We start from the raw sequence: 25810 nt of genomic DNA, 5'->3' as shown, positions 1-25810 counted from the left end.
GGCTCACTCCTACATGGGCAACGTAAAACCCTGTAGGAGTGAGCCTGCTCGCGATGGCGCCAGCCCGGACAACACAACTGTCGGACTTAGTCTTCCAGCAGCTCTTCCGCCTGACCCAGGATGTTTTCCAGGGTGAAGCCGAACTCTTCGAACAGTGCCGAAGCCGGAGCCGATTCGCCGTAGGTGGTCATGCCGATCACGCGACCTTCCAGACCGACATACTTGAACCAGAAATCGGCATGGGCCGCTTCGATGGCGATACGCGCGCCCACCTGCAACGGCAGCACCGATTGCTTGTAGCTGGCGTCCTGTGCATCGAACACGCTGGTGCACGGCATGGAAACCACGCGAACCTTGCGGCCCTGCCCGGTCAGTTTGTCGAAGGCCTGAACGGCCAGACCGACTTCCGAACCGGTGGCGATCAGGATCAGCTCAGGCTCGCCAGCGCAGTCCTTCAGCACGTAACCGCCGCGGCTGATGTCGGCAATCTGGCCGGCATCGCGTTCCTGGTGTTGCAGGTTCTGACGCGAGAAGATCAGCGCCGATGGGCCGTCCTTGCGCTCCAGGGCGTTTTTCCAGGCGACTGCCGATTCCACGGCATCGGCTGGACGCCAGGTGTCGAGGTTCGGCGTGGTGCGCAGGCTGGTCAGTTGCTCGATCGGCTGGTGCGTCGGGCCGTCCTCACCCAGACCGATGGAGTCATGGGTGTAGACGTGGATCACACGCTTCTTCATCAGCGCCGACATGCGCACCGCGTTGCGGGCGTATTCCATGAACATCAGGAAGGTTGCGCCGTACGGCACCAGGCCGCCGTGCAGGGTCACGCCGTTCATGATCGCGGTCATGCCGAATTCGCGCACGCCGTAGTACATGTAGTTGCCGCTGGCATCTTCAGCATTGACGCCCTTGCAACCTTTCCACAGGGTCAGGTTGGAACCGGCCAGGTCAGCCGAACCGCCGAGCAGTTCCGGCAGCAGCGGGCCGAACGCGTTCAAGGTGTTCTGGCTGGCTTTACGGCTGGCGATGGTTTCGCCCTTGGCCGCGACTTCGGCGATGTAGGCCGAGGCTTTTTCCGAGAAGTCGGCTGGCAGCTCGCCGCTCAGACGACGAATCAATTCGTTGGCTTCAGTCGGGAACGCTGCAGAGTAAGCCGCAAAACGCTGGTCCCACTCGGCTTCGGCGGCGCGGCCTTTTTCCTTGGCATCCCACTCGGCATAAATGTCGGCCGGGATTTCGAACGGGCCGTAGTTCCAGTTCAGCGCCTGACGGGTCAGGGCAATTTCCGCGTCACCCAGTGGGGCGCCGTGGCAGTCTTCCTTGCCTTGCTTGTTCGGCGAACCGAAACCGATGGTGGTCTTGCAGCAGATCAGCGTCGGCAGCGGACTCTTGCGCGCGGTGTCGATGGCGGTCTTGATCTCTTCCGGGTCGTGACCGTCAACGTTGCGGATCACTTGCCAGTTGTAGGATTCGAAGCGCTTCGGCGTGTCGTCGGTGAACCAGCCTTCGACTTCGCCGTCGATGGAGATGCCGTTGTCATCGTAGAAGGCGATCAGCTTGCCCAGACCCAAAGTACCGGCCAGGGAGGCGACTTCGTGGGAGATGCCTTCCATCATGCAGCCATCACCGAGGAACACGTAGGTGTGGTGGTCGACGATGTCGTGGCCAGGACGGTTGAACTGCGCGCCCAGAACCTTCTCTGCCAGCGCGAAACCGACGGCGTTGGCCAGGCCCTGACCCAGCGGGCCGGTGGTGGTTTCAACGCCCGGGGTGTAGCCGAATTCCGGGTGACCCGGGGTACGGCTGTGCAGTTGACGGAACTGCTTGAGATCGTCGATCGACAGGTCGTAACCGGTCAGGTGCAGCAGCGAGTAGATCAACATCGAGCCGTGGCCGTTGGACAGCACAAAGCGGTCACGGTCGGCGAACGACGGGTTGCTCGGGTTGTGCTTGAGGTAGTCGCGCCACAGCACTTCGGCGATATCTGCCATACCCATGGGGGCACCGGGATGGCCGCTGTTGGCTTTTTGCACGGCATCCATGCTGAGGGCACGAATGGCGTTGGCACGCTCACGACGGCTAGGCATCGCTGATCTCCTGGGTGTGAATAGATTGAAACGGAAAAAAGGAGGGCATTTTCCCTCACCCATGCGCCTCGGGGCAATGACAGATAGTAATCCGGAGGCGTTTTTCCAATCGATAGCGCTGGTTTCTTCTGGTGAAACCTTTCCGCTGTTGGTTTGTAGAGACCACCGTCTAATGAGAAGTGCCATTTATCGAGCAATATCAAAACTTTTTGATATTGACCTTGCGATGCCCCCTCACCGTCTCTAGACTGCCAGCCCTATGAACCTACGCGTGCCTTCCATTCGCCATGACGATTGCGACGAGCTGGCGGCCCTGTGCAAGGCCGGCGGCGATCCGTTGCGGCTGAATGTCTTGCGCGCGCTGGCCAACGATTCGTTCGGCGTGCTGGAGCTGGCGCAGATTTTCGGCATCGGCCAGTCGGGCATGAGTCATCACCTTAAAGTGTTGGCGCAGGCCGATCTGGTGGCGACCCGCCGTGAAGGCAACGCGATTTTCTATCGTCGCGCCCTGCCCCATACCGAATTGCTCGGCGGCAAGCTGCACGCGGCATTGCTGGAAGAAGTCGACGATCTGGCGCTGCCGGACGACGTGCAAACCCGGATCGAACAGGTCCACGGGCAACGCGCCGCCGCCAGTCAGGATTTTTTCGCCCGGGTTGCGGAGAAGTTTCGCGCCCAGCAGGATTTGATCGCCGGTCTGCCGCAGTACCGCGACAGCGTGCTGGCCCTGCTCGACAAGCTGAACTTCAATGGTGCTGCCACGGCCATCGAAGTCGGCCCCGGCGACGGCGCTTTTCTGCCGGAACTGGCGCGCCGTTTTGCCAGCGTTACCGCGCTGGACAACAGCCCGGCGATGCTCGAACTGGCGCGTCAGGTGTGTGAACGTGAACAGCTGGCTAACGTCAGCCTGCAATTGGCCGATGCATTGAACGGCAGCAGCGTTCAGGCCGATTGCGTGGTGTTGAACATGGTGTTGCACCATTTCGCCGCCCCGGCCGATGCGCTCAGACACATGGCCGACCTGCTGCAACCGGGCGGTAGCCTGCTCGTGACAGAGTTATGTAGCCACAACCAGAGTTGGGCCAGGGAGGCCTGCGGTGATCTCTGGTTGGGGTTTGAACAGGACGATCTGGCCCGTTGGGCCACCGCTGCGGGACTCGTTCCCGGGGAAAGCCTCTATGTAGGCTTACGTAATGGTTTCCAGATCCAGGTCCGCCATTTTCAGCGACCGGCTGGCGACACTCACCATCGGTAAATTCAGGAAAACATCGAGATGAGCGAATACTCCCTCTTCACCTCCGAGTCCGTGTCCGAAGGGCATCCGGACAAAATCGCCGACCAGATTTCCGATGCGGTGCTGGACGCCATTATTGCCCAGGACAAACACGCTCGCGTGGCCGTGGAAACGCTGGTCAAGACCGGCGTGGCCATCGTTGCCGGTGAAGTGACCACCAGCGCCTGGGTCGACCTGGAGCAGATCGTTCGTGACGTGATCTGCGACATCGGCTACACCAGCTCCGAAGTCGGCTTCGACGGCGCGACCTGCGGCGTGATGAACATCATCGGCAAGCAGTCCCCCGACATCAACCAGGGCGTTGACCGTGCCAAGCCTGAAGATCAGGGCGCCGGCGACCAGGGCCTGATGTTCGGCTACGCCAGCAACGAAACCGACGTTTTGATGCCAGCACCGATCACTTTCTCGCACCAGTTGGTGCAGCGTCAGGCCGAAGCCCGCAAATCGGGCCTGCTGCCTTGGCTGCGTCCGGACGCCAAGTCGCAAGTGACCTGCCGTTACGAAGGCGGCAAGGTAGTGGGTATCGACGCCGTGGTTCTGTCGACCCAGCACAACCCTGAAGTGTCGTACAAAGACCTGCGCGAAGGCGTGATGGAGCTGATCGTCAAGCACGTACTGCCTGCCGAACTGCTGAGCAAGGACACCCAGTTCCACATCAACCCGACCGGCCAGTTCATCATTGGCGGCCCGGTGGGTGACTGCGGTCTGACCGGTCGCAAGATCATCGTCGACAGCTACGGCGGCATGGCCCGTCACGGCGGTGGCGCGTTCTCCGGCAAGGATCCATCGAAGGTTGACCGTTCGGCGGCCTACGCCGGCCGTTATGTGGCCAAGAACATCGTCGCTGCCGGCCTGGCCGAGCGTTGCGAGATCCAGGTGTCCTACGCGATCGGTGTGGCCCAGCCGACCTCGATCTCGCTGAACACTTTCGGCACCGGCAAGATCAGCGATGACAAGATCATCAAACTGGTCCGCGAAGTGTTCGACCTGCGTCCATACGCGATCACCACCATGCTCGACCTGCTGCACCCGATGTACCAGGAAACCGCAGCCTACGGCCACTTCGGTCGCGCGCCGCAGACCAAGACCGTCGGCGAAGACAGCTTCACCACGTTCACCTGGGAAAAAACCGACCGCGCCGACGCCCTGCGTTCCGCTGCCGGCCTGTAAGCCCTCCCCGGCTACAAAAAGCCCCGCACGGTTCGCGCCGTGCGGGGCTCTTTAATGCCCGGAAAAATTCCCATGCTCACCCCGATCCCCTGTGGGAGCTAGCCTGCTAGCGATTACGGTCGTCCACGCAACACAAATCGCCCTCCTGGAAACACCCCGCAAAACACCCCGCCACCGCTCCCCAAATCCCCACCTACGCTTCAACCATCACCTCCGAGCAAGGAAGCTCACATGCCCTTCAACCTGCGCCTGCTGTCGATTCTCCTGCTGACACTCATCACCCTCCACGCCCACGCCGACTGCCCAGACTGGCCACCCCCCAAAGCCGAACGCGAAATCACCGCCCTGCAAACCCAGATCGACCAATGGGACGACGCCTACCACCGCGAAGGCCGCTCGCTGATCGCCGATGAACTTTACGACCAGTCGCGCCTGCGTCTGAAAGCGTGGCGACAATGCTTCCAACTGCCCTCGCCGCCCGCGCCATTGCGCAGCGCCACCGGCCCAATCCAGCATCCCGTCGCTCACACAGGCCTGGACAAACTTCATCAAGCCGAAGACGTCGAACGCTGGCTGCGGTCGCGCAAGGCTGTCTGGATTCAACCAAAAATCGATGGCGTGGCGGTCACCCTGATCTATCGCCAAGGCCTGTTACAACTAGCCATCAGCCGTGGCGACGGCCTCTCGGGACAGGACTGGACAGCCTCGGCGCGCCAGATCCCCGCGATCCCGCAACGCCTGAGCCAACCGCAAGACCTGCTGGTGCAAGGCGAACTCTATTGGCGCCTGACAGATCACGTACAAGCCCGTGCCGGCAGCATCAAGGCCCGCGCTACCGTTGCCGGATTGATGGGGCGCAAATCGCTGGACGTGCAACAAGCCGCGGGGATCGGTCTGTTCGTGTGGGACTGGCCGCAAGGTCCCGTGGATTTGTCCGAGCGAATAACCCGGCTGGCGACACTGGGTTTCGCCACGACCGAACCTTACAGCCACGCCGTCACCGGTCTCGCCGAGGCTCAAAAATGGCGCGAGCACTGGTATCGCTCACCGCTGCCGTTTGCCACCGATGGTGTGGTCCTGCGCCAGAGTCAACGACCACCCGCCGAGCGCTGGCAGGCCCGCGCGCCGTACTGGGCGATCGCCTGGAAATATCCGTTTGCACAGGCCTTGGCCGACGTCCGCAAGGTCAATTTCAAGATCGGTCGGACCGGGCGCATCACGCCGGTGCTGGAGCTGAACCCGACGATGCTCGACGACCGCGAGATCAAACGGGTCAGCGTCAGCTCATTGAAACGCTGGCAGCAGATGGATATCCGCCCCGGTGATCAAGTGGCGATCAGCCTCGCCGGACTGACCATACCGCGACTCGACAGCGTGGTTGTGCGGGCTGCCGAGCGCGCAGAGCTATCCGTTCCGAATGCGCAGGACTTCCACGCTCTGAGCTGTTGGCAACCCACCGCCGGCTGCGAAAGCCAGTTTCTCGCGCGTCTGGCCTGGCTCAGCGGCAAGCAGGGGCTGGCGATGGCGCATGTCGGTCGCGGCACCTGGGAGAAACTTTTCGAAACAGGCCGCCTGAACAACCTGCTGGATTGGTTGACCCTCGACGAGCCAGAGCTTGCTAACATCGCCGGCTTCGGCGAACGCAGCAGCGCCCGCCTGATTAACAGCTTTCACAGCGCTCGCCAACGACCATTCGCGCAGTGGCTCAAAGCCTTGGGCCTGCCGCCGACCGGTCAGGCACAACTGGCTGACTCCTGGCAGGCGCTGGCACAACGTGATACCGAACAATGGCAGGCAGAACCCGGCATCGGGCCCGGCCGTGCCGCGCAACTGAGCGCCTTCTTTCGCGACCCGCAAGTGTTAGCCTTGAGCGAGACCTTGCAGGCCGCCGGGATCGACGGCTTCTGAACATGCCTTCCCCGCTCGACGGGAACCCAATGGCCGGCCCGGCGCTCCAACAGCGCAGTGCCCTCCAACCCGATTGTTTATGCACATGGAGCTTTTATGAAATTTCTCGCACCGCTCGCCCTGTTCACCCTGTGCGGCGTCCTGGCCGTCCCGGCGATGGCGGAAGAAGAAGGCCCGGGCCTGACCGGTTGCGCTGCCAAGAAGCAGGGCATCATCAACCAGATCGAACAGGCCAAGTCGCGCGGCAACATGGAGCAGCAGGCTGGTCTGGAAACAGCCCTGCGTGAAGTGACCGAGCACTGCACCGACTCCGGACTGAAAAAAGAACGCGAGAACAAGGTGCTTGAGGCCAAGCATGAAGTCAGCCAGCGTCAGACCGACCTCGACAAGGCCATGAAGAAAGGCGATCCGGAGAGAATCAACAAGCGAAAGGAAAAACTGGCCGAGTCGCGTAAAGAGCTGCAGGAAGCGCTGGACGAGATCGACAAGTAAGCAGATCTAATGTGGGAGCGAGCCTGCTCGCGAAGGCAGCTCAGACGACACCGCTTAATGATCTCGAAACTGCTTATGACAAGCACTGCAGGCATCTTCAACTTTCTGCACGGCCGGCCCGAGGTTGCTGGCCTTGTACGGCTGAACCTTGCTGGCGATGACCAATTCACCGGTAGCCGCCTCAAGGTCTCGGGCCATTTGCTGAAACTGTGCCTGCTTCTGCCAGACATCATCCTTGGCGCTGCTGTGATCTTCTTCGCGAACCTGCGGGAAATGCTGCCACGGCTCATGGGACAAGGCATCGAGCCTGACCGCACCCTCAGTGAATTTCGGCCCGTCGAACGGGATGCGTCCACGCAACATGCCGCCGAGGTCTTCGCTGGTCTTGAGCATCTGTTTGAAGATGGCCTTGCGCTGGCCCAGCGGGGAATTCGGATCGACGCCGCCACAGGCGGACAGGCCCACACAGGCCAGCAATACAACAGCAATTCGTTTGAGAGTCATGGCGGCTTCAGGTCGCGGAAATCGGCGGCCAGTATCCTCGCGTCACCGTCAAACACCAATAGCCCTATTAAAAATACGGGTTGCTTGAGCGCATGGAGCACTCGGGCAACCGGCACAGGAATCACTCCATGAATCGCCGTTTCCAGGCCTGGCGTCACCCACTGCTTGCCACCCTTCCACTGCTGGCCGCACTCGCTGGCTGCACCGGCGGTGACAGCGACAAGCCGAAAACCCATGCGCTGGCGACTTACTCAAGCGCCACCTGGGAAGCCCTGCCCGCGGTGTCCGACAGCGATCTGGTCGCCGGTTTCGGCTCGTGGCGCAGCGCCTGCACCCGATTGAAAGCCGATGCGGTCTGGGGCCCGACCTGCGCAGCTGCCGTCAATGTGCCGCAGAGTGCCAGCGAGATCCGCGCCTTCCTCAAACAGAACCTCGATGTGTATGGCTTGCGTGCGGAAAACAATAACGCCAATGGCCTGATCACCGGCTATTACGAACCGGTCTATCCCGGCAGTCTGACGCCCACCGAGGCGGCCAACGTGCCGGTGTATGGCGTGCCGGAAGACATGATCATCGTCTCCCTGGACAGCATTTACCCGGAGCTCAAAGGCAAGCGCCTGCGCGGCCGGCTCGAGGGGCGGGTGCTCAAGCCTTACGACGATGCGGCGACCATCGAATCCAAAGGCGTGAAAGCGCCGGTGGTGGCTTACCTGACTGATCCGATGAACCTGCAATTCCTGCAGATTCAGGGTTCCGGACGGATTCAGACCGAGGACGGCAAGCAGTTGCGAATTGCCTACGCCGATCAGAACGGCCATCCCTACCGGCCTATAGGGCGCTGGCTGGTCGAGCAGGGCGAGCTGAAGAAAGAAGAGGTGACCATGAGCGCTATCAGCAACTGGGCCAAAGCCAATCCGTCACGGATTCCCGAACTGCTGGCCAGCAACCCGAGTTACGTGTTCTTCACTCGCAACCCGGACAGTAACGAAGGCCCGCGCGGCTCGCTGAACGTGCCGCTGACCGCCGGTTACAGCGCGGCAGTGGATCGCAAGGTGATTCCGCTGGGCAGTCTGTTGTGGCTGTCGACTACGCGCCCGGATGGCACGCCGCTGGTGCGCCCGGTGGCTGCGCAGGATACCGGGGGCGCGATTGCCGGTGAGGTTCGCGCGGACCTGTTCTGGGGCACCGGCGATGCCGCCGGGCAGTTGGCCGGCGACATGAAACAGCAGGGGCAGATCTGGATGCTCTGGCCAAAAGGCGCGCCGTTGCCGCAAGTGCCGCAGGTGGCGGATACACCGAAGAAGTAACCCTTCCGATTCGCTGAGGCGGTCAGACCGCTATCGCGAGCAGGCTCACTCCTACATTTGGAATGCGTTCCCCTGTAGGAGTGAGCCTGCTCGCGATGTGGCCATCAGCAACACCCGACAATCAGATCGACACAAAGAAGAACGAAGCGATCAAGCCCATCCCCACAAACCACACCACCGAGCGCAACGCCGCCCAGTCCGCCAGGTAGCAAATGATGTACAGCAGGCGACTGGTGATGAACAGCACCGCCAGCACGTTGACCGTTACCAATTGCGCCGTACCGACCAGGTGCGCAACGAGCACCGCCGCGGCAAATGCCGGGGTCACTTCAAAACTGTTCAGTTGCGCGGCATGCGCACGTCGGGCCACACCGTCGACGCTGTCGAGAAAGTCCCGCGGATCGTAATTATCTTTCAGCCGGAACCCGCCTGACGCCTTCGCCACGATCGTGCACACGTACGGCAGGAAAATCGCGATCAACACACACCACAGAGCTACCGTCATAACACCATCCTTTTTGATTTTTGAATTCGCGGGCAGGCAGAACGACATCGCCCGCCCAAGGCTAAGAGCCGCCCGCGACCGAAAGGTTCTTGAGGTAACGCATGCCGACAAGCCACACGGATCACACTGAGCCCGACTGCATCGCCCACAGCACCAGAGCGTAGCTGACAACCGGACATTCCACGCCGCCTGCAGCAACAGAGCTGTCGCCGCTCTCGCCCTCACCGCTGATGTTGAGTTCAATTAGTCAGATTATTGATTCGCGATGTGTCCATGGCTGTTTATACTGCCCGCGACCACGCCGCACTCAGTTGCGCACAGAAAAATACCAATAAATGCTGCCTGCGCCGTTCTTCCCAGAGAACGGACGTCGGCGCGCGTATGCCTGATCAAAGCGTCAAGACTACTAACAGAGACCTTGCGCATGCCACTCGCCTTGCTTGCCCTCGCCGTCGCCGCCTTCGGCATCGGCACCACTGAATTCGTGATCATGGGCCTGCTACCCGATGTCGCCCGCGACCTAGCCGTGAGCATTCCTCACGCGGGCCTGTTGATCACCGGTTACGCGCTGGGCGTAGTCTTTGGCGCACCGATTCTGGCGATCGGCACCGCGAACATGCCGCGCAAAGCAACCTTGCTGGGGATGACGTTGATGTTCATCCTCGGCAACGTGCTGTGCGCCCTCGCGCCGAATTACGCCACGCTGATGGCCGCGCGCGTGGTTACCGCCCTGTGCCACGGTGCGTTCTTCGGCATCGGCTCGGTGGTCGCCGCCGGACTGGTCGCGCCGAACAAGCGCGCCCAGGCCATCGCCATGATGTTCACTGGCCTGACGCTGGCCAACGTGCTCGGCGTTCCACTGGGCACTGCGCTCGGCCAATACGCTGGTTGGCGCTCGACGTTCTGGGCGGTGTCGGTGATCGGCATCATCGCAGCACTCGCCCAATGGCTGTGGTTGCCAAAACACATCGCGATGGACAAGGCCAACCTCGCCAGCGAATTCAAAGTGCTGGGCAAGGTCAACGTGCTGCTGGCGCTGGGCATGAGTGTGCTGGCCTCGACCAGTCTGTTCAGTGTGTTCACCTACATCGCACCCATTCTGCAAGACATCACTGGCGTCAGCCCGCACGGCGTCACGGTGATGTTGCTGCTGTTTGGCGTTGGCCTGACGGGTGGCAGCATGCTCGGCGGGCGCCTCGCCGACAGCCGTTTGTTGCCGTCGCTGGTCGGCGTGGCTTTGGCGGTAGTGGTGATTCTGGCCGCGTTCAGCCAGACCAGCCGCTCAGTGGTGCCAGCAGCGATCACCCTGGTGCTGTGGGGGATTTTCGCTTTTGCGCTGTGCCCGATTCTGCAACTGTTGATCATCGATCAGGCCCATGAAGCGCCGAACCTTGGCTCGACGTTGAACCAGAGCGCTTTCAATCTGGGCAATGCGGCCGGGGCATGGATTGGTGGACTGGTGGTGGCCAGTGGCGCGGATCTGGCAGATCTGCCGTGCACCGGGGCGCTGGTCGGTGTGCTGACGGTGCTGGCGGCGTTGTGGTTTATCTATCTGCAACGTCGGCGGGCGGTTGCGGTCAATGTGTCGGACTGATTGTGGTGTGCCAGATAGAGCCCTCACCCTAGCCCTCTCCCAGAGGGAGAGGGGACTGACCGAGTTGTCTTGCGTGATGCATTAGCCTGAAACACCGTGCCGATTATGGATTCGCCGAGAAACTCCGAGGTCGGCGTATCTCTCGAGCATCCCCCATTCGGCTCCCTCTCCCCTTGGGAGAGGGCTGGGGTGAGGGGCTGTTGAGCGCAACGCCGAATCCGGATGTGCCCTCAGCCAACCCCACCCCATCAAACCCCCGCGCCCAAAATTCCGGTCGCGCTCCATTCACCCTTCATCCAAAGGACCCCGGATGCTTGAACTTGTCGCCGCTTTCATCTGCTTGACAACCCTTCTTACCTTCGTCAACTTCCGCTTCATCGGCCTGCCGCCGACCATCGGCGTGATGGTTACCGCCCTGCTGTTCTCGCTGATCCTGCAAGGCCTCAGCGTGCTCGGCTTCCCCGGCCTCGAAGACCGTGTGCAGCAACTGATCGGCCAGATCGACTTCGGCGATCTGTTGATGAACTGGATGTTGTCGTTCCTGCTGTTCGCCGGCGCCCTGCACGTCAATCTGAATGACTTGCGCAGCTACCGCTGGCCCATCGGCCTGCTGGCGACCTTCGGTGTATTGATTGCCACTGCGGTGATCGGCAGCCTCGCCTATTACATTTTTGCCCTGTTCGGCTGGCACGTGAGTTTCCTCTACTGCCTGTTGTTCGGCGCGCTGATTTCACCCACCGACCCGATTGCAGTGCTCGGCGTATTGCGGACGGCCAACGCGTCGAAACCGCTGAAAACCACCATCGTCGGCGAGTCGCTGTTCAACGATGGCACCGCGGTCGTGGTGTTCACGGTGCTGCTGGGCATCGCGCAACTGGGCGAGACCCCGACCATCAGCGCCACGGCCATGCTGTTTGCACACGAGGCGCTGGGCGGCGTGCTGTTCGGTGGGCTGATCGGTTATCTGGTCTATCGCATGATCAAAAGCGTCGAGCAGCATCAGATCACCGTGATGCTGACCTTGGCGCTGGTGATCGGCGGTTCGGCGATGTCCACCGAGCTGCACGTCTCGGCGCCGATCGCGATGGTGGTTGCCGGGCTGATCATCGGCAACCTGGGTCGTAACCTGGCGATGAACGACATGACCCGCCGCTACCTCGACGGTTTCTGGGAATTGCTCGATGACATGCTCAACGCCTTGCTGTTCGCGCTGATCGGCATGGAGTTGTTGCTGCTGCCGTTCAACTGGCTGCACATGGCCGCAGCAGGTTTGCTCGCGGTGGCGATTCTACTGTCGCGTCTGCTCACCGTCGCCCCGGCGATTCTGTTGCTGCGGCGCTGGCGCTCAGTGCCGGCCGGCACCATCCGCATCCTGACGTGGGGCGGTTTGCGCGGTGGCGTCTCGGTAGCCCTGGCGCTGGCCCTGCCGCTGGGCCCGGAGCGCGATCTGCTGCTGAGCATCACTTACATCGTGGTGCTGTCATCGATCCTTCTCCAGGGCCTGAGCATCGGCAAACTGGTCAAGCATGCGACGCGCAACGAGCCGAAAGGCGCGACCGAACCAGCCCACCACTGATCATTTCCGGGTCGACTGCGGATCAGTTTTCCTCGCCTGATCCGCAGGTTCCTTCGGTACCCCGCTCTCACTGCGAATCTGCGCATGGCTGATCAGCGCAAAGATGAAACTGCCGCCGATGATATTCCCCGCCAGTGTCGGCCCGGCGAACACCGCCCAGAAATCACTCCACGGCAGTTCGCCGGCAAACACCAGATACGAAACCTCCGCCGAACCGACGACGATGTGAGTGAAGTCGCCCAATGCCATGAAGTAGGTGATGAGGATAATGATCCACATCTTCGCGCTCTCCATGGACGGGATCATCCAGACCATGGTGGCGATCATCCAGCCGGAGACGATGCCTTTGGCGAACATCTGACTGGCACTGTGTTCCATGACCTTGCGGCCGATTTCGAGGAAAGCCACGTCGGTCTTGCTGTCGAAAATCGGCAGTTCAAGCATCACGTAGGCCACCAGAATCGTGCCGCACAGGTTGCCGATCAGCACCACGCTCCACAGACGGATCAATCGGGCGAAATTCAGCAGGGTCGGTTTGGTCATCACCGGCAACACCGCAGTCAGGGTGTTTTCGGTGAACAGCTGCTGACGCGCCAGGATGACCGCGAGAAAACCGGCGCAGTAGCCGAAGCTGGCGATTACCTTGAACTCATCGCCGTCGGGCAGGCGCGAGTTGAGCAGGCCCATGCCCATCAGCGACAGGCCCATGGTCAGCCCGGCGGCCAACGCCGACCACCAGAGCGCGGCAATGCTGCGCTCCAGTTCCTGATCGCCTTGGGTGCGGATGATTTCATGCAGGACGGCCGCGCGAGGCGGCTGGCTTTTCTCGACTTCGTGCTGCTCTTTGGCCGAGAGGTCGGGGGTTTTGTCGCTGGTGGGCGTGGTCATGGCGTGGCAACCGTGGGGGGCGATTTAGCTACGACCGTTGCGCTTCATGGCTGTTCAGTGGCCAGGTGAATCTTCGCTGATGGCACCACCGCTATCGCCAGGCTGACTCCCACAGGCACATTGTCACCGCTGTGGGAGCGAGCCTGCTAGCGAAGAAAACACCGCCGAATTTATTGAACGGCCTCGTCATCCTTGAACTGATCTTTCACATACCGGATCTCGGTTCGCCCGTGCGGCGCCGGCAAACCGTCTTCACCCAGATTCACAAAAACCATCTTCTCAACGGTCAGAATGCTCTTGCGGGTGATCTTGTTGCGCACTTCGCAAGTCAGGGTGATCGAGGTGCGGCCGAACTCCGTGGCGGTGATGCCCAGTTCGATGATGTCGCCCTGGCGCGAGGCGCTGACGAAGTTGATCTCGGAAATGTACTTGGTCACCACGCGCTGGTTGCCCAGCTGGACAATTGCGTAGATCGCCGCTTCTTCGTCGATCCAGCGCAGCAGACTGCCGCCGAACAGGGTGCCGTTGGGGTTGAGGTCTTCGGGTTTTACCCATTTGCGGGTGTGGAAATTCATCTGCACTCCTTGAGTCTCTTGCCGAATGATGGCGCCATCTTGGCAGACCGGGCGGTCATGCTCCATGCGGCTTCGACTATGGTCGCCATTAACGATCTTCATCCAGCCGACAGAAACCCTTTGGAAGATCAGTCTAGACGGCTATAATCGCCACCGTTTCAAAACGGTAATGATCGCTTGTTACCGTTTTCCCGCCACCTGTCCGAGGGGCGCTGCAGCAGGTTCGACCTGTCAGGCTCGGATGGGGCGTTGACCGGCCGCAGGCTGGACACTAAACGCACAACGGCGCCCATTCGCATACATTACGAATGGAGGCTCTTCATGAGCGCTGTTATCACGCCTGCAGATTTTACCGATTACAAAGTCGCCGACATGTCCCTGGCCGCCTGGGGCCGTCGCGAAACCATCATCGCCGAATCGGAAATGCCGGCCCTGATGGGTCTGCGTCGCAAGTACGCCAGCGAGCAGCCGCTCAAAGGCGCCAAGATCCTTGGCTGCATTCACATGACCATCCAGACCGCCGTGCTGATCGAAACCCTGGTTGCCCTGGGTGCCGAAGTTCGCTGGTCGTCGTGCAACATTTTCTCCACCCAAGACCAGGCCGCTGCCGCTATCGCCGCTGCCGGTATCCCGGTGTTCGCCTGGAAAGGCGAAACCGAAGAAGAGTACGAGTGGTGCCTGGAGCAGACCATCCTGAAAGATGGCCAGCCATGGGACGCCAACATGATCCTCGACGACGGCGGCGACCTGACCGAGCTGCTGCACAAGAAATACCCGCAGGTGCTGGACCGCGTTCACGGCGTGACCGAAGAAACCACCACCGGCGTACACCGTCTGCTGGACATGCTGGCCAAGGGCGAGCTGAAAATCCCGGCCATCAACGTCAACGACTCGGTGACCAAGTCCAAGAACGACAACAAGTACGGCTGCCGTCACAGCCTCAACGATGCGATCAAGCGTGGTACCGACCACCTGCTGTCCGGCAAGCAAGCGCTGGTCATCGGTTACGGTGACGTGGGCAAGGGTTCGGCCCAGTCCCTGCGTCAGGAAGGCATGATCGTCAAGGTTTCCGAAGTCGATCCGATCTGCGCCATGCAAGCATGCATGGACGGTTTCGAACTGGTGTCGCCGTTCATCGACGGTATCAACGACGGTTCCGAAGCGAGCATCGACAAAGCGCTGCTGGGCAAGATCGACCTGATCGTGACCACCACCGGTAACGTCAATGTTTGCGACGCGAACATGCTCAAGGCCCTGAAAAAGCGCGCCGTGGTCTGCAACATCGGTCACTTCGACAACGAAATCGATACCGCTTTCATGCGCAAGAACTGGGCATGGGAAGAAGTGAAGCCACAGGTGCACAAGGTTCACCGCACCGGTGTCGGCAGCTTCGACCCACAGAACGACGACTACCTGATCCTGCTGGCCGAAGGCCGTCTGGTGAACCTGGGCAACGCCACCGGTCACCCGAGCCGCATCATGGACGGTTCGTTCGCCAACCAGGTTCTGGCACAGATCTTCCTGTTCGGCCAGAAGTACGCCGACCTGTCGCCAGCGCAGAAAGCCGAGCGTCTGACCGTGGAAGTACTGCCGAAGAAACTCGACGAAGAAGTGGCCCTGGAAATGGTCCGCGGTTTCGGCGGCGTGGTCACTCAACTGACCAAGCAACAGGCTGACTACATCGGCGTCACCGTCGAAGGCCCGTTCAAGCCGCACGCCTACCGCTACTAACAGGCGCTGACTGCTCGCTCTCCCTGTGGGAGCGAGCCTGCTCGCGAAAGCGATTGCTCATTCAACATCACGGTTGTCTGACCCCCGCTTCGCGCGCAGGCTCGCTCCCACAAGGGATTGCAGCGCCTCGAAGGTTCTTGTTTCCAAGGGTATGACCATGTCCCAAGACCGTCGCTACAGCTTCGAGTTCTTCCCGACCAAGACCGATGCTGGGCATGAAAAACTGCTCGCCACTGCCCGTCAGCTGGCCACTTACAACCCCGACTTCTTTTCCTGCACCTATGGCGCGGGCGGTTCGACCCGTGACCGCACGCTCAACACCGTGCTGCAGCTGGAAAGCGAAGTCAAAGTACCGGCCGCACCGCACCTGTCGTGCGTCGGCGACAGCAAGGACGACCTGCGCGGCCTGCTGAACGAGTACAAGGCTGCCGGCATCAAGCGCATCGTCGCCTTGCGCGGTGACCTGCCATCCGGCATGGGCATGACCAGCGGTGAGCTGCGTCACGCCAATGAACTGGTCGAATTCATTCGTGAAGAGACCGGCGACCATTTCCACATCGAAGTCGCCGCCTACCCGGAGATGCATCCGCAGGCGCGCAACTACGAAGACGATCTCGCCAACTTCGTGCGCAAGGCCCGTGCCGGTGCCGACAGTGCGATCACCCAGTATTTCTTCAACGCCGACAGCTACTTCTACTTTGTCGAGCGCTTGCAGGCGCAGGGTGTGGATCTGCCGATCGTGCCGGGGATCATGCCGATCACCAACTACAGCAAACTCGCGCGCTTCTCCGATGCCTGCGGTGCGGAAATTCCACGCTGGATCCGCAAGCAACTGGAAGCCTACGGCGATGACGCGCAAAGCATTCAGCGCTTTGGCGAGCAAGTCGTCAGCGAGATGTGCGAGCGCCTGTTGCAGGGCGGCGCACCGGGGCTGCACTTCTATTCCATGAACCAGGCCGAGCCTAGCCTGGCGATCTGGAACAACCTGAAGTTACCGCGCTGAAGCAGCTGCAAGCTTCGAGCTGAAAGCTACAAGCAAGATCAAGAGATCGCAGTGTTTGGCAACGCCTTTGTTGGGTCGTCAGGGCTGCGATTTTTTTGTTTGAAACCGCGAAACAGAGCTTGTGCGGCCGCTTTCTGGCTCTTTGGCGATTCTCGTCGTAATCTCCAGCCATGCCTTTGATCACACAGTTGTTCGCCGTGCTGGTATTTGCTTGCCTGAGCTTCACCGCTCGGGGCGAGAAGTTGCGTATTGTCACCGAGCCGTGGGCGCCGTACGTGTACGAAGACAGCGGCAAGAACCTCGGCCTCGACTACGAAACCACAGCCATCGTGTTCCAGCGTCTGGGCATCGAAGTCGAATGGCAGTTCCTGCCGTGGAAACGCTGCCTGTCGATGCTTGAAACCGGTCATGCTGACGGTGCGCTGGATATTTTTCACAGCGCTGAGCGCGACAGCACCCTGCTCTATCCGAGCGAGCCATTGTCGGACGTCGAGTTCGTGATGTTCTACGCCAATGACCAGCCGCACCCGTTCAAGCGTCTCGAAGAACTCAAGGGCCTGACCATCGGCACCTCGCCCGGCTATTTATATAGCGAAGATTTCAGCCAGTCGCAGCTGTTTACCCGCGAACCGGCACCGACCCATGAAGCCAACTTTGGGAAACTGGTACGCGGGCGCATCGACCTGCTGATTACCGATCGCCGCGTCGGTCAGCATTTGCTCGATGAATTGAATATACGCAGCCTGATCACCGAAAACCCCACGATTATTAGCCGCCAGAGCCAGTTCCTGGCGGTTCGGCGCAATGCCGGCATGGATCTGCTGGTGCAGCGATTCGGTGCCGAGCTCAAGCGTTTCAAGCGCGAGCCGGCTTACGCCGAGCTGAGCGCGCGCTACGGTGCGGCGCCCGTGGCGGGCGTTTTGTTGAACCCGGCGACGGTCAGCAGCAAAACCGTTGAGCAGCAGGAAAGCGGCGCGCGGTGATTGCTCTGTTATACTCCGGCGTTCCCGCCAGGCTCACGCCCGGACGCCCGGAACCGTAACAGGCCTCCCGACCCGCTACAGCGCAGCTTTGCAGCCCGCGCGAGCGCTCCCGACGTGCCTTCGGAACCGCAGCAGGACCGGACGGGATTGCGTCCTCTTAAACGCCATTCGCGCCAGGCAAGACTCCCATTGGGCCAAGCCCTAACTAAAACAGGATTACTCATGTCCTTTGCTTCCCTCGGTCTCTCCGAGGCTTTAGTCCGCGCCATCGAAGATGCGGGCTATACCGAGCCTACTCCGGTGCAACAGCGGGCCATTCCCGCCGTGTTGCAAGGTCGCGACCTGATGGTTGCGGCACAGACAGGTACCGGTAAAACCGGCGGTTTCGCCCTTCCGATCCTGGAGCGGTTGTTTCCCAACGGTCACCCGGACAAATCCCAGCGTCACGGCCCGCGCCAACCGCGCGTCCTGGTCCTGACCCCGACCCGCGAACTCGCGGCCCAGGTGCACGAGAGCTTCAAGATCTACGCCCGTGACCTGAAATTCGTCAGCGCCTGCATCTTCGGCGGCGTCGGCATGAACCCGCAGGTTCAGGCCATGTCCCGCGGTGTCGACGTGCTCGTCGCCTGCCCGGGTCGTCTGCTCGACCTCTGCGGCCAGGGCAGCGTTGATCTGTCTCACGTTGAAATTCTCGTCCTCGACGAAGCCGATCGCATGCTCGACATGGGTTTTGTGCACGACGTGAAGAAAGTCCTCGCGCGCCTGCCGTCCAAACGCCAGAACCTGCTGTTCTCGGCGACCTTCTCCAAAGACATCACCGACCTCGCCGGCAAGCTGTTGCACAACCCGGAACGCATCGAAGTGACGCCGCCGAACACCACGGTCGAGCGCATTGAGCAACGCGTGTTCCGCCTGCCGGCCAGTCACAAGCGTGCGCTGCTGGCGCACCTGATCACCGCCGGCGCGTGGGAACAGGTGCTGGTGTTCACCCGCACCAAGCACGGCGCCAACCGTCTGGCCGAGTACCTCGACAAGCACGGCCTGCCGGCTGTGGCGATCCACGGCAACAAGAGCCAGAACGCGCGCACCAAAGCGCTGGCCGACTTCAAGGCCAACCAGGTGCGCATTCTGGTTGCCACTGACATCGCCGCCCGTGGTCTGGACATCGACCAGTTGCCGCACGTGGTCAACTTCGAGCTGCCGAACGTCGATGAAGACTACGTGCACCGTATCGGCCGTACCGGCCGTGCCGGTCGTTCGGGCGAGGCGATCTCGCTGGTCGCGCCGGACGAAGAAAAACTGCTGAAAAGCATCGAGCGCATGACCAAGCAGAAGATCGCCGATGGCGACCTGATGGGCTTCGACTCGAGCACCATCGAAGCCGAGAAGCCGGAAGCCCGCGAGCGTCCGGACATACGCAACCCGCGCAACCCTCGTGGCCCACGCGGCGACGGCCCGAATGGCGGCGGCGGTGGCGGCGGTCGTAAAGACAAGGGCAAGGACAAGGGCAAGGAAAAACCCGCCGGCGAACGTGGCGAGCGCCCTGCCCGCCAGCAGAAGCCGCGTGAAGGTACGCCGAGCCGCGAACAGCGTCCAAGCCAGCCACCACGCGCAGCGGCGGATCGTGCGCCGGACGAGTTCCTCGACGACGATATCGATAACTTCGGTAACCGCGTTGACTACGTGCCAAAAGCCCCACCGGCCGGCGGCCGTGGTCGTCGCCCAGGCGCACCGGCTCAAGGCGCAGGTGCCGGCGCACCGCGCGGCGGTCAGTCGCAAGGTCGCCAGAACGGCCCGCGCAACAGCAACGGTTCGAGCACCGGCACCCCACCAGCCAAACGCAGCGGCCCGCGCAACGGCGCACCGCGTGACGGTCAGGGTCGTCGTGACGAGTCTTCTTCATCGTCGCGCAACCGCCGTCCAGCCCGTGACGATCAGCCACGTAGTGAGCCAGCCGTGCAGAACCCGCGCAGCACCGGGCCGAAGATCATGCACAAGGAATCGAAAGCCGACCGCTTTCCGACCCCTGAGCAGCTCGATCAACTGCCAAGCCGCCCGCGTGGCGAAAAACCAGCACTGCTGACCCGCAATCGCTGAGTTGACGCCGCAATAAAAAATGCCCCGGTTCGAAAGAGCCGGGGCATTTTTTTGTCCTGCCCCAAATCCCTGAAACACCGCACCCCCCCCCCTGTGGGAGCTAGCCTGCTAGCGATAGCGGTGGGTCTGCCAGCATCCATTTTGAATGTGCTGCCGTCATCGCTAGCAGGCTAGCTCCCACAGGGTTCTGCGGCGAAGGGAAGAATATCGCAGGCCATAAAAAACGCCCCCGGCCTTTCGACCGGGGGCGTTTTGTATGGCGGCGAAAATTACTTCGCTTTCACACCTTCAAACGAAACATACAGCTCGACTGCATCGGACTTCGGCCCGAGGTCTTTCTGCTTGCCGAAATCGGAACGCTTGATGGTGGTGGTGCCTTCGAAGCCGGCACGGTAGCCGCCCCATGGATCCTTGCCTTCGCCCAGGAAGGTCGCTTTCACGACGACAGGCTTGGTCACGCCCAGCAGGGTCAGGTCGCCGGTCACGTCAGCGGTGTTGGCACCGGTGGATTTGACGCTGGTGGAAACGAAGGTGGCCTTGCCGAATTTGCTGGCGTTGAGGAAGTCAGCGCTGGCGATGTGCTTGTCGCGTTCGGCGTGGTTGGTGAACACGCTGGCGGTGTTGACGTTGAATTCGATCTTGCTGTCTTCAGGCTTGGCAGCGTCGAAGCTGAACTTGCCGTCGATGTCCTTGAAAGTACCGGTGATGAAGCTGTAGCCCAGGTGGCTGATCTTGAAATCAACGAAGGCGTGCTGGCCTTCTTTGTCGACTACGTAGTCAGCGGCCATTACGTTGGCGGACAGCACGGCAGAACCGACTGCCAGAGCGGCCAGAGTCTTTTTCAACATGCTTTCTTTTCCTTTGAGTCGAGGTTGAATTTCAGGCTTTGCGACCGAGCATTCGGGTGAGGGTCGCATCACGATCGATAAAGTGGTGCTTCAATGCTGCCAACGCATGGAGGCCGGAAAAAATTACCAGCGCCCACGCCAGCCAGAGATGAATCACCCCAGCGGTATCTGCCTGATCCGGTAGTCCGGAGAGCAGTGCAGGAACTTCAAACAGGCCAAACACCGGGATCCCGACACCGTCTGCGGTGGAAATCAGGTAACCGGCAATCATCACAGCGAACAGCGCCAGATACAGAAACCCGTGGCCGAATTTAGCGCCAAGGCGGGTCATGCGGCTGTAGCTTTGCAGCGTCGACGGCGGTGGGCTGATAAAGCGCCACAGCACCCGCAACACCATCACCCCCAGCAGCACCAGGCCGATACTCTTGTGCAGGTCCGGCGCGTCTTTGCGCCAGGTGCTGTAGTAATCCAGCCCGACCATCCACAGACCCAGCGCAAACAGCCCGAAGACCACCAGCGCCACGCCCCAATGCATGAAGATGCTGACCCAACCATAGCGCGAAGAAGAGTTACGTAGCTGCATTGCCCAAATCCTGTGAGAACTGCGAACCAAGACTAGCGAGTTATCTATCGAATTAAAGCGGAAAATTTTGCTTTGAAATATCGAGAAATACGATCAAGAGTCTGCAAGAGAGGTGTTAAGAAAGGATTAAAGGCGATTTCGGCGTGGGGCGCTTGGATGGATGAGTGGTGTTGTGTCTCCGGGCAACATCCACAGCACGCAGACCTGAACATTCGAGGCCGATAAGCATGTACCGCAGATGCGACCTTCAGGCCTGTTCGAATGAGATTCCCTCATCATTCAGACAGGCGCAAATATGGCTCTGCGATATATCCCGTTCCAAGCAAGCGGTTCTTCCGTGCTGCCTCCCAATCAGACGATGTCGGCGGGACAATACCTGCAATCGGAGAACGGTCGATTCCGTTTGATCCTGCAAAGTGATGGAAATCTGATCCTCAAGGACGGCGAGGCCGTTATCTGGATTGCGGACAGCCATCAACCTTACAGCGCGACGTTGCACCCGAAGAGAATGCGCGAGCCGCTGCAGTTCGTGATCAGCAACAGCGGCTTCCTTTACGACCCGGCCAGGCGGCGACTATGGATCGCGGAGAGCACGCACAGCGCCGATAAGTCGCTGTGGTACCACACTTACATGACCGTGCAGGACGACGGCAACCTGGTGATTTATGACCAGCGCACGGGAAGTCTGCGCTGGGCGCGCTTCGGTTTCATTCCCGGACGCCTGCGCAAACCCAGGCAACGCTGGTTGAGAAAACTGCCGAACGGGACGGAATTCTTCAAGTGGGAGTTTTAATCGCCGTAAACGTGTGCCGTATCAGTTATGCAATACCGCCGGTGGTTGCAGGCAATCGGCACTGTAAGGATCAATCTTGCACTTGTGCGCCAGTTCAGAGCCGTAACCGCCGGGAAAGAAATGCCCGTTGGTACAGCCGGGAAGAGCCATCAGTAAAAGCATGAGCGTGAGGGGTTTCATCCAGAATCTCCGGTTTTTCCCAGCATAAGGTCGCTGGTCTGGCTACCGCCATCACCTCATTCCGAGTGTCTTGTGGGAAGGCTCCGGTACGCCGGTAAGCTGCTTGACCGGGCTGTGAAGGATAAAAATTCGCGCAAAAAAAAACGCGGCCCCGAGGGCCGCGTTTTTCATGGGAGCAAAGCCTTACTGCGCTTTGGTCTCGGTGGTTGCCGCAGGCGTGGCTGCGGGTTTGGCCGCTGGCTTTTTCGCCGGTTCAGCCTTTTTCGCTGCCGGTTTCGCCGCGGGCTTTTTCGTTTCGGTTTTCGCCGCAGGCTTCTTCGCCGCTGGCTTGGCCGCGGCTTTCTTCGCCGGCTCAGCTTTCACCGGAGCGGCTGGCTTCGGCGCTTCCACCGGCGCTGGAGCAGGTGCCGGGGTCGGCGCAGGTGCTGGAGCGACCGGAGCAGGTGCCGGTTCTGGAGCCTTCACCGGTTCTGGCTTCTTCTCATCATCCGAGCCACCGAACAGGTTGCTGAAGAAGTTGCCCTTCTTCGCCGCCACCGCGCCCGCCGCACCTGCTGCGGCAGCCGGAACCACTTTAGCCGGTTCGAACGATTTGCCCGCCGCGAGATCTTCAACCTGGCTGGCCGCGCGCTGGCCGGTGCGCAGTGCGCCTTCCAGGGTGCCCGGGTACAAGGTGTCGGTGTGTTCGCCAGCGAACGCTACGCGTTGCAGCGGACGTTCCCACAGCCGCCAGAACTTGCTGATCTGCCCCGGACCGTAAGCCAGGTAGGCGCCGCCCATCGACGGGTCGGTGCTGTAGCGGCGGATTTCATACCCGGTGAACGAGCCACGGGCCTGTGGATAAAACGCGTGCAGACGGATCAACACCTGATCGACCATCTGCTTGTCGCCGAACGCCTGCATCACGCGGGCGTTGTCGCCGGACAGGTTGATCACCACGTTGGCGCCACCCTTCAGCGCCGGCTCGATCCAGAGCATGCCCAGACCGGTGTTGCTGTAGATCTCGCCAGACATGCGCGCCTTGCTTTCCCACACTGGCGTCTTGAACTTCAGCATGATCTGGTCGCGCCAGCCGTAGTTGGTGCCTTTGATCGCTGCCAGATGCTGGGCATCCAGCGCCGGGGTCAGGGCGATCTTGTTCAGTGCGCGCAATGGCACGGCCAGCACCACGTAGTCAGCCTGATAACCGACACTGCCGACCTTGACGGTGACGCCGTCCTTGTCCTGGGTGATCGCCGAGACTGGCGAGTTGGTCTTGATGGTCTTGATCTGTTTAACGAACGCCTGGGCCAGCACCTGGCTGCCGCCGACCAGACGCGAAGCACGCAGGTCACGGTCGGAAACGCCGCGATAGACGCGGTTCTGCTGGGCAAAGTACAGCAGCGACAGCCGCGAAGGCTCGTCGTAATGGGTGCGGATGTCCTGATTGATCAACTGACGCGCAGTCGCCGGCAGGTTCTGCTTGTCGAGCCAGCTCGACACGGTGATCTGATCCAGCGCGTGCAGGGTAGCGGTCGCCGCCGGGTTTTGCGGATCGTCGATCGAGCGCGCCAGATCGTCGAGGGTTTTCTGGTAGCGCTTCAAGGCATCGGCGGTGGCCGGTTGCTTGGTCGCCAGATCCGCGGCGGAGAAATAGTCGCCGTCGATCAGATAGCTCGGCGTACGGACGAATTCCGGTGCTGCTGTGGTGCCGAGCTTGAAGGTCGACACGTACTTGTTCAGCACGGGCTGGGTCTTGTCGTTGCCGATCCACTCGCTGGTGGCCATGCCCGAGCGTCCGCCCAGGCTCGGCTTGGCTTCGAGCAAGGTGACCTGCCAGCCCTTGTTTTGCAGCTCATAAGCGGCGGTCAGGCCCGACAGGCCGCCGCCGATCACGATTGCAGTTTTATCCTTGGCCAGCGCTGTAACGCTGAACAGCCCCAACATCACCAGCGCACAGGCGCGCAGCCAACCGACAGACATTCAGCGAACTCCGGAAAAACATGTGGGAAAAAGCAGTTTGGCGGGTCAGACGACCCAAAGAACCGCGAAGAATACGTTAGCCATCAAAACGCCGCCAGCGGCGTCTATCGGCTCAGACAAAGTAGATCAATCGACACAATGGGTTGTCCCGGCGCGATGCATTGCATAGGCTTGCGCGATTGTTTGCCCGCGCCTGCCGCGAGCCGCCTCGAGGAGACTGTAAATGGGCCTGAATAACCAGTGGATGCAACGCGATCTCGCGGTGTTATGGCATCCCTGCACCCAGATGAAAGACCACGAACAACTGCCGCTGATCCCGATCAAGCGCGGCGAAGGCGTCTGGCTCGAAGACTTCGAAGGCAAGCGTTACCTCGACGCGGTCAGCTCGTGGTGGGTCAACGTGTTCGGCCACGCCAACCCGCGGATCAACCAGCGCATCAAGGATCAGGTCGATCAGCTCGAGCATGTGATTCTCGCCGGCTTCAGCCATCAACCGGTGATCGAGTTGTCCGAGCGTCTGGTGAAGATGACCCCCGAAGGTCTGAATCGGGTGTTCTACGCCGATAACGGCTCGTCGTGCATCGAAGTCGCGCTGAAGATGAGTTTTCACTACTGGCTCAACCGCGGTCAGCCGAACAAGAAGCGCTTCGTCACCCTGACCAACAGCTACCACGGCGAAACCATGGCGGCGATGGCGGTCGGCGACGTGCCGCTGTTCACCGAGACCTACAAAGCCCTGTTGATGGACACCATCAAGGTGCCGAGTCCGGATTGCTACCTGCGCCCCGACGGCATGAGCTGGGAAGCGCATTCGCGCAACATGTTCGCCGCCATGGAACAGACGCTGGCGGAGAATCATGACAGCGTTGCGGCGGTGATCGTCGAGCCTTTGATTCAGGGCGCCGGCGGCATGCGCATGTATCACCCGGTTTACCTGAAATTGCTGCGCGAGGCCTGCGACCGTTACGGCGTACACCTGATTCACGACGAAATCGCCGTCGGCTTCGGCCGCACCGGGACGATGTTTGCCTGCGAGCAGGCTGGCATTCGTCCGGATTTCCTCTGCCTGTCGAAAGCCCTGACCGGCGGCTACCTGCCGCTGGCCGCGTGTCTGACCACCGATGACGTCTACAGCGCGTTCTACGACGACTACCCGACCCTGCGCGCCTTCCTGCATTCGCACAGCTACACCGGCAACCCGCTCGCTTGTGCGGCGGCGCTGGCGACGCTGGACATCTTCGAGCAGGACAACGTCATCGAAAACAACAAAGCCCTGGCGCAGCGCATGGCCTCGGCGACGGCGCATCTGGTTGATCACCCGAACGTCTCCGAAGTACGCCAGACCGGCATGGTCCTGGCGATCGAGATGGTCAAGGATAAAGCCAGCAAAGAGGCCTACCCTTGGCAGGAACGCCGCGGCTTGAAAGTGTTCCAGCATGCACTGGAGCGCGGCGCGTTGCTGCGGCCGCTGGGTAGTGTGGTGTATTTCCTGCCGCCGTATGTGATTACCCCGGAGCAGATCGATTTTCTCGCCGAAGTGGCGAGTGAAGGCATTGATATCGCCACGCGTGACAGCGTGAGCGTGGCAGTGCCGAAAGATTTCCATCCCGGCTTCCGCGATCCGGGCTAGCAACACCGCTCGTTCCCACGCTCCGCGTGGGAATGCAGCCCGGGACGCTCCGCGTCCCAACAGCGGACGCAGAGCGTCCGGTGAGGCATTCCCACGCAGAGCG

22 protein-coding genes and 1 riboswitch are annotated in these 25810 nt (G+C 61.0%); of the genes, 13 read left to right on the top strand and 9 right to left on the bottom strand.

The annotated features are described in order from the left end of the window. Positions 1-86 precede the first annotated feature (86 nt). A complete protein-coding gene (gene tkt, locus J3P75_RS02435; RefSeq protein WP_434709215.1) occupies positions 87-2084 on the bottom strand; it encodes a transketolase in 1998 nt (665 codons plus the stop codon). A 259-nt stretch (positions 2085-2343) separates the two neighbouring features. Here tkt and J3P75_RS02430 point away from each other — a divergent pair, with 259 nt between their 5' ends. From J3P75_RS02430 to J3P75_RS02415, 4 genes are all read left to right on the top strand, one after another. Continuing rightward, on the top strand, positions 2344-3339 hold the full coding sequence (locus J3P75_RS02430) for an ArsR/SmtB family transcription factor (protein ID WP_203419812.1): 996 nt from the start codon (positions 2344-2346) through the stop codon (positions 3337-3339). Positions 3340-3357: 18 nt separating this feature from the next. Next, a complete protein-coding gene (gene metK / locus J3P75_RS02425; RefSeq protein WP_024014624.1) occupies positions 3358-4548 on the top strand; it encodes a methionine adenosyltransferase in 1191 nt (396 codons plus the stop codon). A gap of 231 nt (positions 4549-4779) precedes the next feature. Beyond that, positions 4780-6456 (top strand): NAD-dependent DNA ligase LigB, encoded by a 1677-nt coding sequence (gene ligB / locus J3P75_RS02420; RefSeq protein WP_434709214.1) that lies wholly within the window; start codon positions 4780-4782, stop codon positions 6454-6456. A 96-nt stretch (positions 6457-6552) separates the two neighbouring features. Continuing rightward, positions 6553-6948, top strand: coding sequence for a DUF1090 domain-containing protein (locus J3P75_RS02415; RefSeq protein ID WP_434709213.1), 396 nt, complete (start codon positions 6553-6555; stop codon positions 6946-6948). Between the two features lie 54 nt (positions 6949-7002). Here the strand turns inward: J3P75_RS02415 and J3P75_RS02410 are convergent, their stop codons facing one another. Further along, positions 7003-7452, bottom strand: coding sequence for a c-type cytochrome (locus J3P75_RS02410; RefSeq protein ID WP_434709211.1), 450 nt, complete (start codon positions 7450-7452; stop codon positions 7003-7005). A 128-nt stretch (positions 7453-7580) separates the two neighbouring features. On the opposite strand from J3P75_RS02410, the gene mltA reads away from it, so the two are divergent. Continuing rightward, entirely contained in the window at positions 7581-8759 is a 1179-nt protein-coding gene (gene mltA, locus J3P75_RS02405) for a murein transglycosylase A (protein ID WP_434709210.1), read from the top strand. Between the two features lie 121 nt (positions 8760-8880). Here the strand turns inward: mltA and J3P75_RS02400 are convergent, their stop codons facing one another. Continuing rightward, positions 8881-9264, bottom strand: coding sequence for an MAPEG family protein (locus J3P75_RS02400; protein ID WP_203419818.1), 384 nt, complete (start codon positions 9262-9264; stop codon positions 8881-8883). Positions 9265-9688: 424 nt separating this feature from the next. On the opposite strand from J3P75_RS02400, the gene J3P75_RS02395 reads away from it, so the two are divergent. Continuing rightward, entirely contained in the window at positions 9689-10858 is a 1170-nt protein-coding gene (locus tag J3P75_RS02395; RefSeq protein WP_434709209.1) for an MFS transporter, read from the top strand. Positions 10859-11168: 310 nt separating this feature from the next. Further along, complete coding sequence (locus J3P75_RS02390) at positions 11169-12434, top strand: cation:proton antiporter (protein ID WP_434709208.1); 1266 nt, start codon at positions 11169-11171, stop codon at positions 12432-12434. On the opposite strand, the gene J3P75_RS02385 is transcribed toward J3P75_RS02390, so the two are convergent. Together J3P75_RS02385 and J3P75_RS02380 are read right to left on the bottom strand one after the other, a co-directional pair. After that, a complete protein-coding gene (locus tag J3P75_RS02385) occupies positions 12435-13322 on the bottom strand; it encodes a formate/nitrite transporter family protein (RefSeq protein WP_434709207.1) in 888 nt (295 codons plus the stop codon). 170 nt (positions 13323-13492) lie between these two features. Next, the gene (locus tag J3P75_RS02380; protein WP_042561508.1) at positions 13493-13897 is read right to left on the bottom strand and encodes an acyl-CoA thioesterase; all 405 of its coding nucleotides are present in this window, start codon (positions 13895-13897) and stop codon (positions 13493-13495) included. A 198-nt stretch (positions 13898-14095) separates the two neighbouring features. After that, a riboswitch (S-adenosyl-L-homocysteine riboswitch) is annotated at positions 14096-14195 on the top strand. Positions 14196-14218: 23 nt separating this feature from the next. On the opposite strand from J3P75_RS02380, the gene ahcY reads away from it, so the two are divergent. The 4 genes from ahcY (at position 14219) to J3P75_RS02360 (ending at position 19711) form a co-directional block, all read left to right on the top strand. Beyond that, positions 14219-15628, top strand: coding sequence for an adenosylhomocysteinase (gene ahcY / locus J3P75_RS02375; RefSeq protein WP_434709206.1), 1410 nt, complete (start codon positions 14219-14221; stop codon positions 15626-15628). Positions 15629-15785: 157 nt separating this feature from the next. Next, on the top strand, positions 15786-16631 hold the full coding sequence (gene metF / locus J3P75_RS02370) for a methylenetetrahydrofolate reductase [NAD(P)H] (protein ID WP_203419823.1): 846 nt from the start codon (positions 15786-15788) through the stop codon (positions 16629-16631). Positions 16632-16801: 170 nt separating this feature from the next. Then, positions 16802-17614: a substrate-binding periplasmic protein gene (locus J3P75_RS02365; RefSeq protein WP_434709205.1), complete on the top strand. Its 813-nt coding sequence runs from the start codon at positions 16802-16804 to the stop codon at positions 17612-17614. Positions 17615-17836: 222 nt separating this feature from the next. Next, entirely contained in the window at positions 17837-19711 is a 1875-nt protein-coding gene (locus J3P75_RS02360) for a DEAD/DEAH box helicase (RefSeq protein ID WP_434709204.1), read from the top strand. Between the two features lie 269 nt (positions 19712-19980). On the opposite strand, the gene J3P75_RS02355 is transcribed toward J3P75_RS02360, so the two are convergent. Beyond that, the gene (locus J3P75_RS02355; RefSeq protein WP_434709202.1) at positions 19981-20559 is read right to left on the bottom strand and encodes a YceI family protein; all 579 of its coding nucleotides are present in this window, start codon (positions 20557-20559) and stop codon (positions 19981-19983) included. Positions 20560-20590: 31 nt separating this feature from the next. Beyond that, positions 20591-21142, bottom strand: coding sequence for a cytochrome b (locus J3P75_RS02350; protein WP_090287091.1), 552 nt, complete (start codon positions 21140-21142; stop codon positions 20591-20593). A gap of 295 nt (positions 21143-21437) precedes the next feature. Here J3P75_RS02350 and J3P75_RS02345 point away from each other — a divergent pair, with 295 nt between their 5' ends. Further along, complete coding sequence (locus J3P75_RS02345; protein WP_434709201.1) at positions 21438-21935, top strand: hypothetical protein; 498 nt, start codon at positions 21438-21440, stop codon at positions 21933-21935. A gap of 21 nt (positions 21936-21956) precedes the next feature. Here J3P75_RS02345 and J3P75_RS02340 read toward each other — a convergent pair whose 3' ends face one another. Both J3P75_RS02340 and J3P75_RS02335 read right to left on the bottom strand, forming a co-directional pair. Beyond that, positions 21957-22115 carry a hypothetical protein gene (locus tag J3P75_RS02340; RefSeq protein WP_434709200.1) on the bottom strand — a complete coding sequence of 53 codons (159 nt, stop codon included), beginning with the start codon at positions 22113-22115 and terminating at the stop codon, positions 21957-21959. Positions 22116-22298: 183 nt separating this feature from the next. Then, complete coding sequence (locus J3P75_RS02335; protein ID WP_434709199.1) at positions 22299-24077, bottom strand: flavin monoamine oxidase family protein; 1779 nt, start codon at positions 24075-24077, stop codon at positions 22299-22301. Positions 24078-24300: 223 nt separating this feature from the next. Between J3P75_RS02335 and J3P75_RS02330 the strand changes: the two genes are divergently transcribed. Beyond that, positions 24301-25707: an adenosylmethionine--8-amino-7-oxononanoate transaminase gene (locus J3P75_RS02330; RefSeq protein ID WP_434709198.1), complete on the top strand. Its 1407-nt coding sequence runs from the start codon at positions 24301-24303 to the stop codon at positions 25705-25707. Positions 25708-25810 lie beyond the last annotated feature (103 nt).

The organism is Pseudomonas sp. R1-1 (assembly GCF_051132135.1).
In the GTDB taxonomy this organism is placed as follows: domain Bacteria; phylum Pseudomonadota; class Gammaproteobacteria; order Pseudomonadales; family Pseudomonadaceae; genus Aquipseudomonas.
The sequence above is the reverse complement of the archived record's forward strand: the minus strand, read 5'-3'. Positions and strand labels throughout refer to the sequence as shown.

Bases quoted from the DNA above. Each gene is read 5' to 3' on its own strand.
- tkt (WP_434709215.1), bottom strand. From the start codon at position 2,084: ATGCCTAGCCGTCGTGAGCGTGCCAACGCCATTCGTGCCCTCAGCATG.
- J3P75_RS02430 (WP_203419812.1), top strand. From the start codon at position 2,344: ATGAACCTACGCGTGCCTTCCATTCGCCATGACGATTGCGACGAGCTG.
- metK (WP_024014624.1), top strand. From the start codon at position 3,358: ATGAGCGAATACTCCCTCTTCACCTCCGAGTCCGTGTCCGAAGGGCAT.
- ligB (WP_434709214.1), top strand. From the start codon at position 4,780: ATGCCCTTCAACCTGCGCCTGCTGTCGATTCTCCTGCTGACACTCATC.
- J3P75_RS02415 (WP_434709213.1), top strand. From the start codon at position 6,553: ATGAAATTTCTCGCACCGCTCGCCCTGTTCACCCTGTGCGGCGTCCTG.
- J3P75_RS02410 (WP_434709211.1), bottom strand. From the start codon at position 7,452: ATGACTCTCAAACGAATTGCTGTTGTATTGCTGGCCTGTGTGGGCCTG.
- mltA (WP_434709210.1), top strand. From the start codon at position 7,581: ATGAATCGCCGTTTCCAGGCCTGGCGTCACCCACTGCTTGCCACCCTT.
- J3P75_RS02400 (WP_203419818.1), bottom strand. From the start codon at position 9,264: ATGACGGTAGCTCTGTGGTGTGTGTTGATCGCGATTTTCCTGCCGTAC.
- J3P75_RS02395 (WP_434709209.1), top strand. From the start codon at position 9,689: ATGCCACTCGCCTTGCTTGCCCTCGCCGTCGCCGCCTTCGGCATCGGC.
- J3P75_RS02390 (WP_434709208.1), top strand. From the start codon at position 11,169: ATGCTTGAACTTGTCGCCGCTTTCATCTGCTTGACAACCCTTCTTACC.
- J3P75_RS02385 (WP_434709207.1), bottom strand. From the start codon at position 13,322: ATGACCACGCCCACCAGCGACAAAACCCCCGACCTCTCGGCCAAAGAG.
- J3P75_RS02380 (WP_042561508.1), bottom strand. From the start codon at position 13,897: ATGAATTTCCACACCCGCAAATGGGTAAAACCCGAAGACCTCAACCCC.
- ahcY (WP_434709206.1), top strand. From the start codon at position 14,219: ATGAGCGCTGTTATCACGCCTGCAGATTTTACCGATTACAAAGTCGCC.
- metF (WP_203419823.1), top strand. From the start codon at position 15,786: ATGTCCCAAGACCGTCGCTACAGCTTCGAGTTCTTCCCGACCAAGACC.
- J3P75_RS02365 (WP_434709205.1), top strand. From the start codon at position 16,802: ATGCCTTTGATCACACAGTTGTTCGCCGTGCTGGTATTTGCTTGCCTG.
- J3P75_RS02360 (WP_434709204.1), top strand. From the start codon at position 17,837: ATGTCCTTTGCTTCCCTCGGTCTCTCCGAGGCTTTAGTCCGCGCCATC.
- J3P75_RS02355 (WP_434709202.1), bottom strand. From the start codon at position 20,559: ATGTTGAAAAAGACTCTGGCCGCTCTGGCAGTCGGTTCTGCCGTGCTG.
- J3P75_RS02350 (WP_090287091.1), bottom strand. From the start codon at position 21,142: ATGCAGCTACGTAACTCTTCTTCGCGCTATGGTTGGGTCAGCATCTTC.
- J3P75_RS02345 (WP_434709201.1), top strand. From the start codon at position 21,438: ATGGCTCTGCGATATATCCCGTTCCAAGCAAGCGGTTCTTCCGTGCTG.
- J3P75_RS02340 (WP_434709200.1), bottom strand. From the start codon at position 22,115: ATGAAACCCCTCACGCTCATGCTTTTACTGATGGCTCTTCCCGGCTGT.
- J3P75_RS02335 (WP_434709199.1), bottom strand. From the start codon at position 24,077: ATGTCTGTCGGTTGGCTGCGCGCCTGTGCGCTGGTGATGTTGGGGCTG.
- J3P75_RS02330 (WP_434709198.1), top strand. From the start codon at position 24,301: ATGGGCCTGAATAACCAGTGGATGCAACGCGATCTCGCGGTGTTATGG.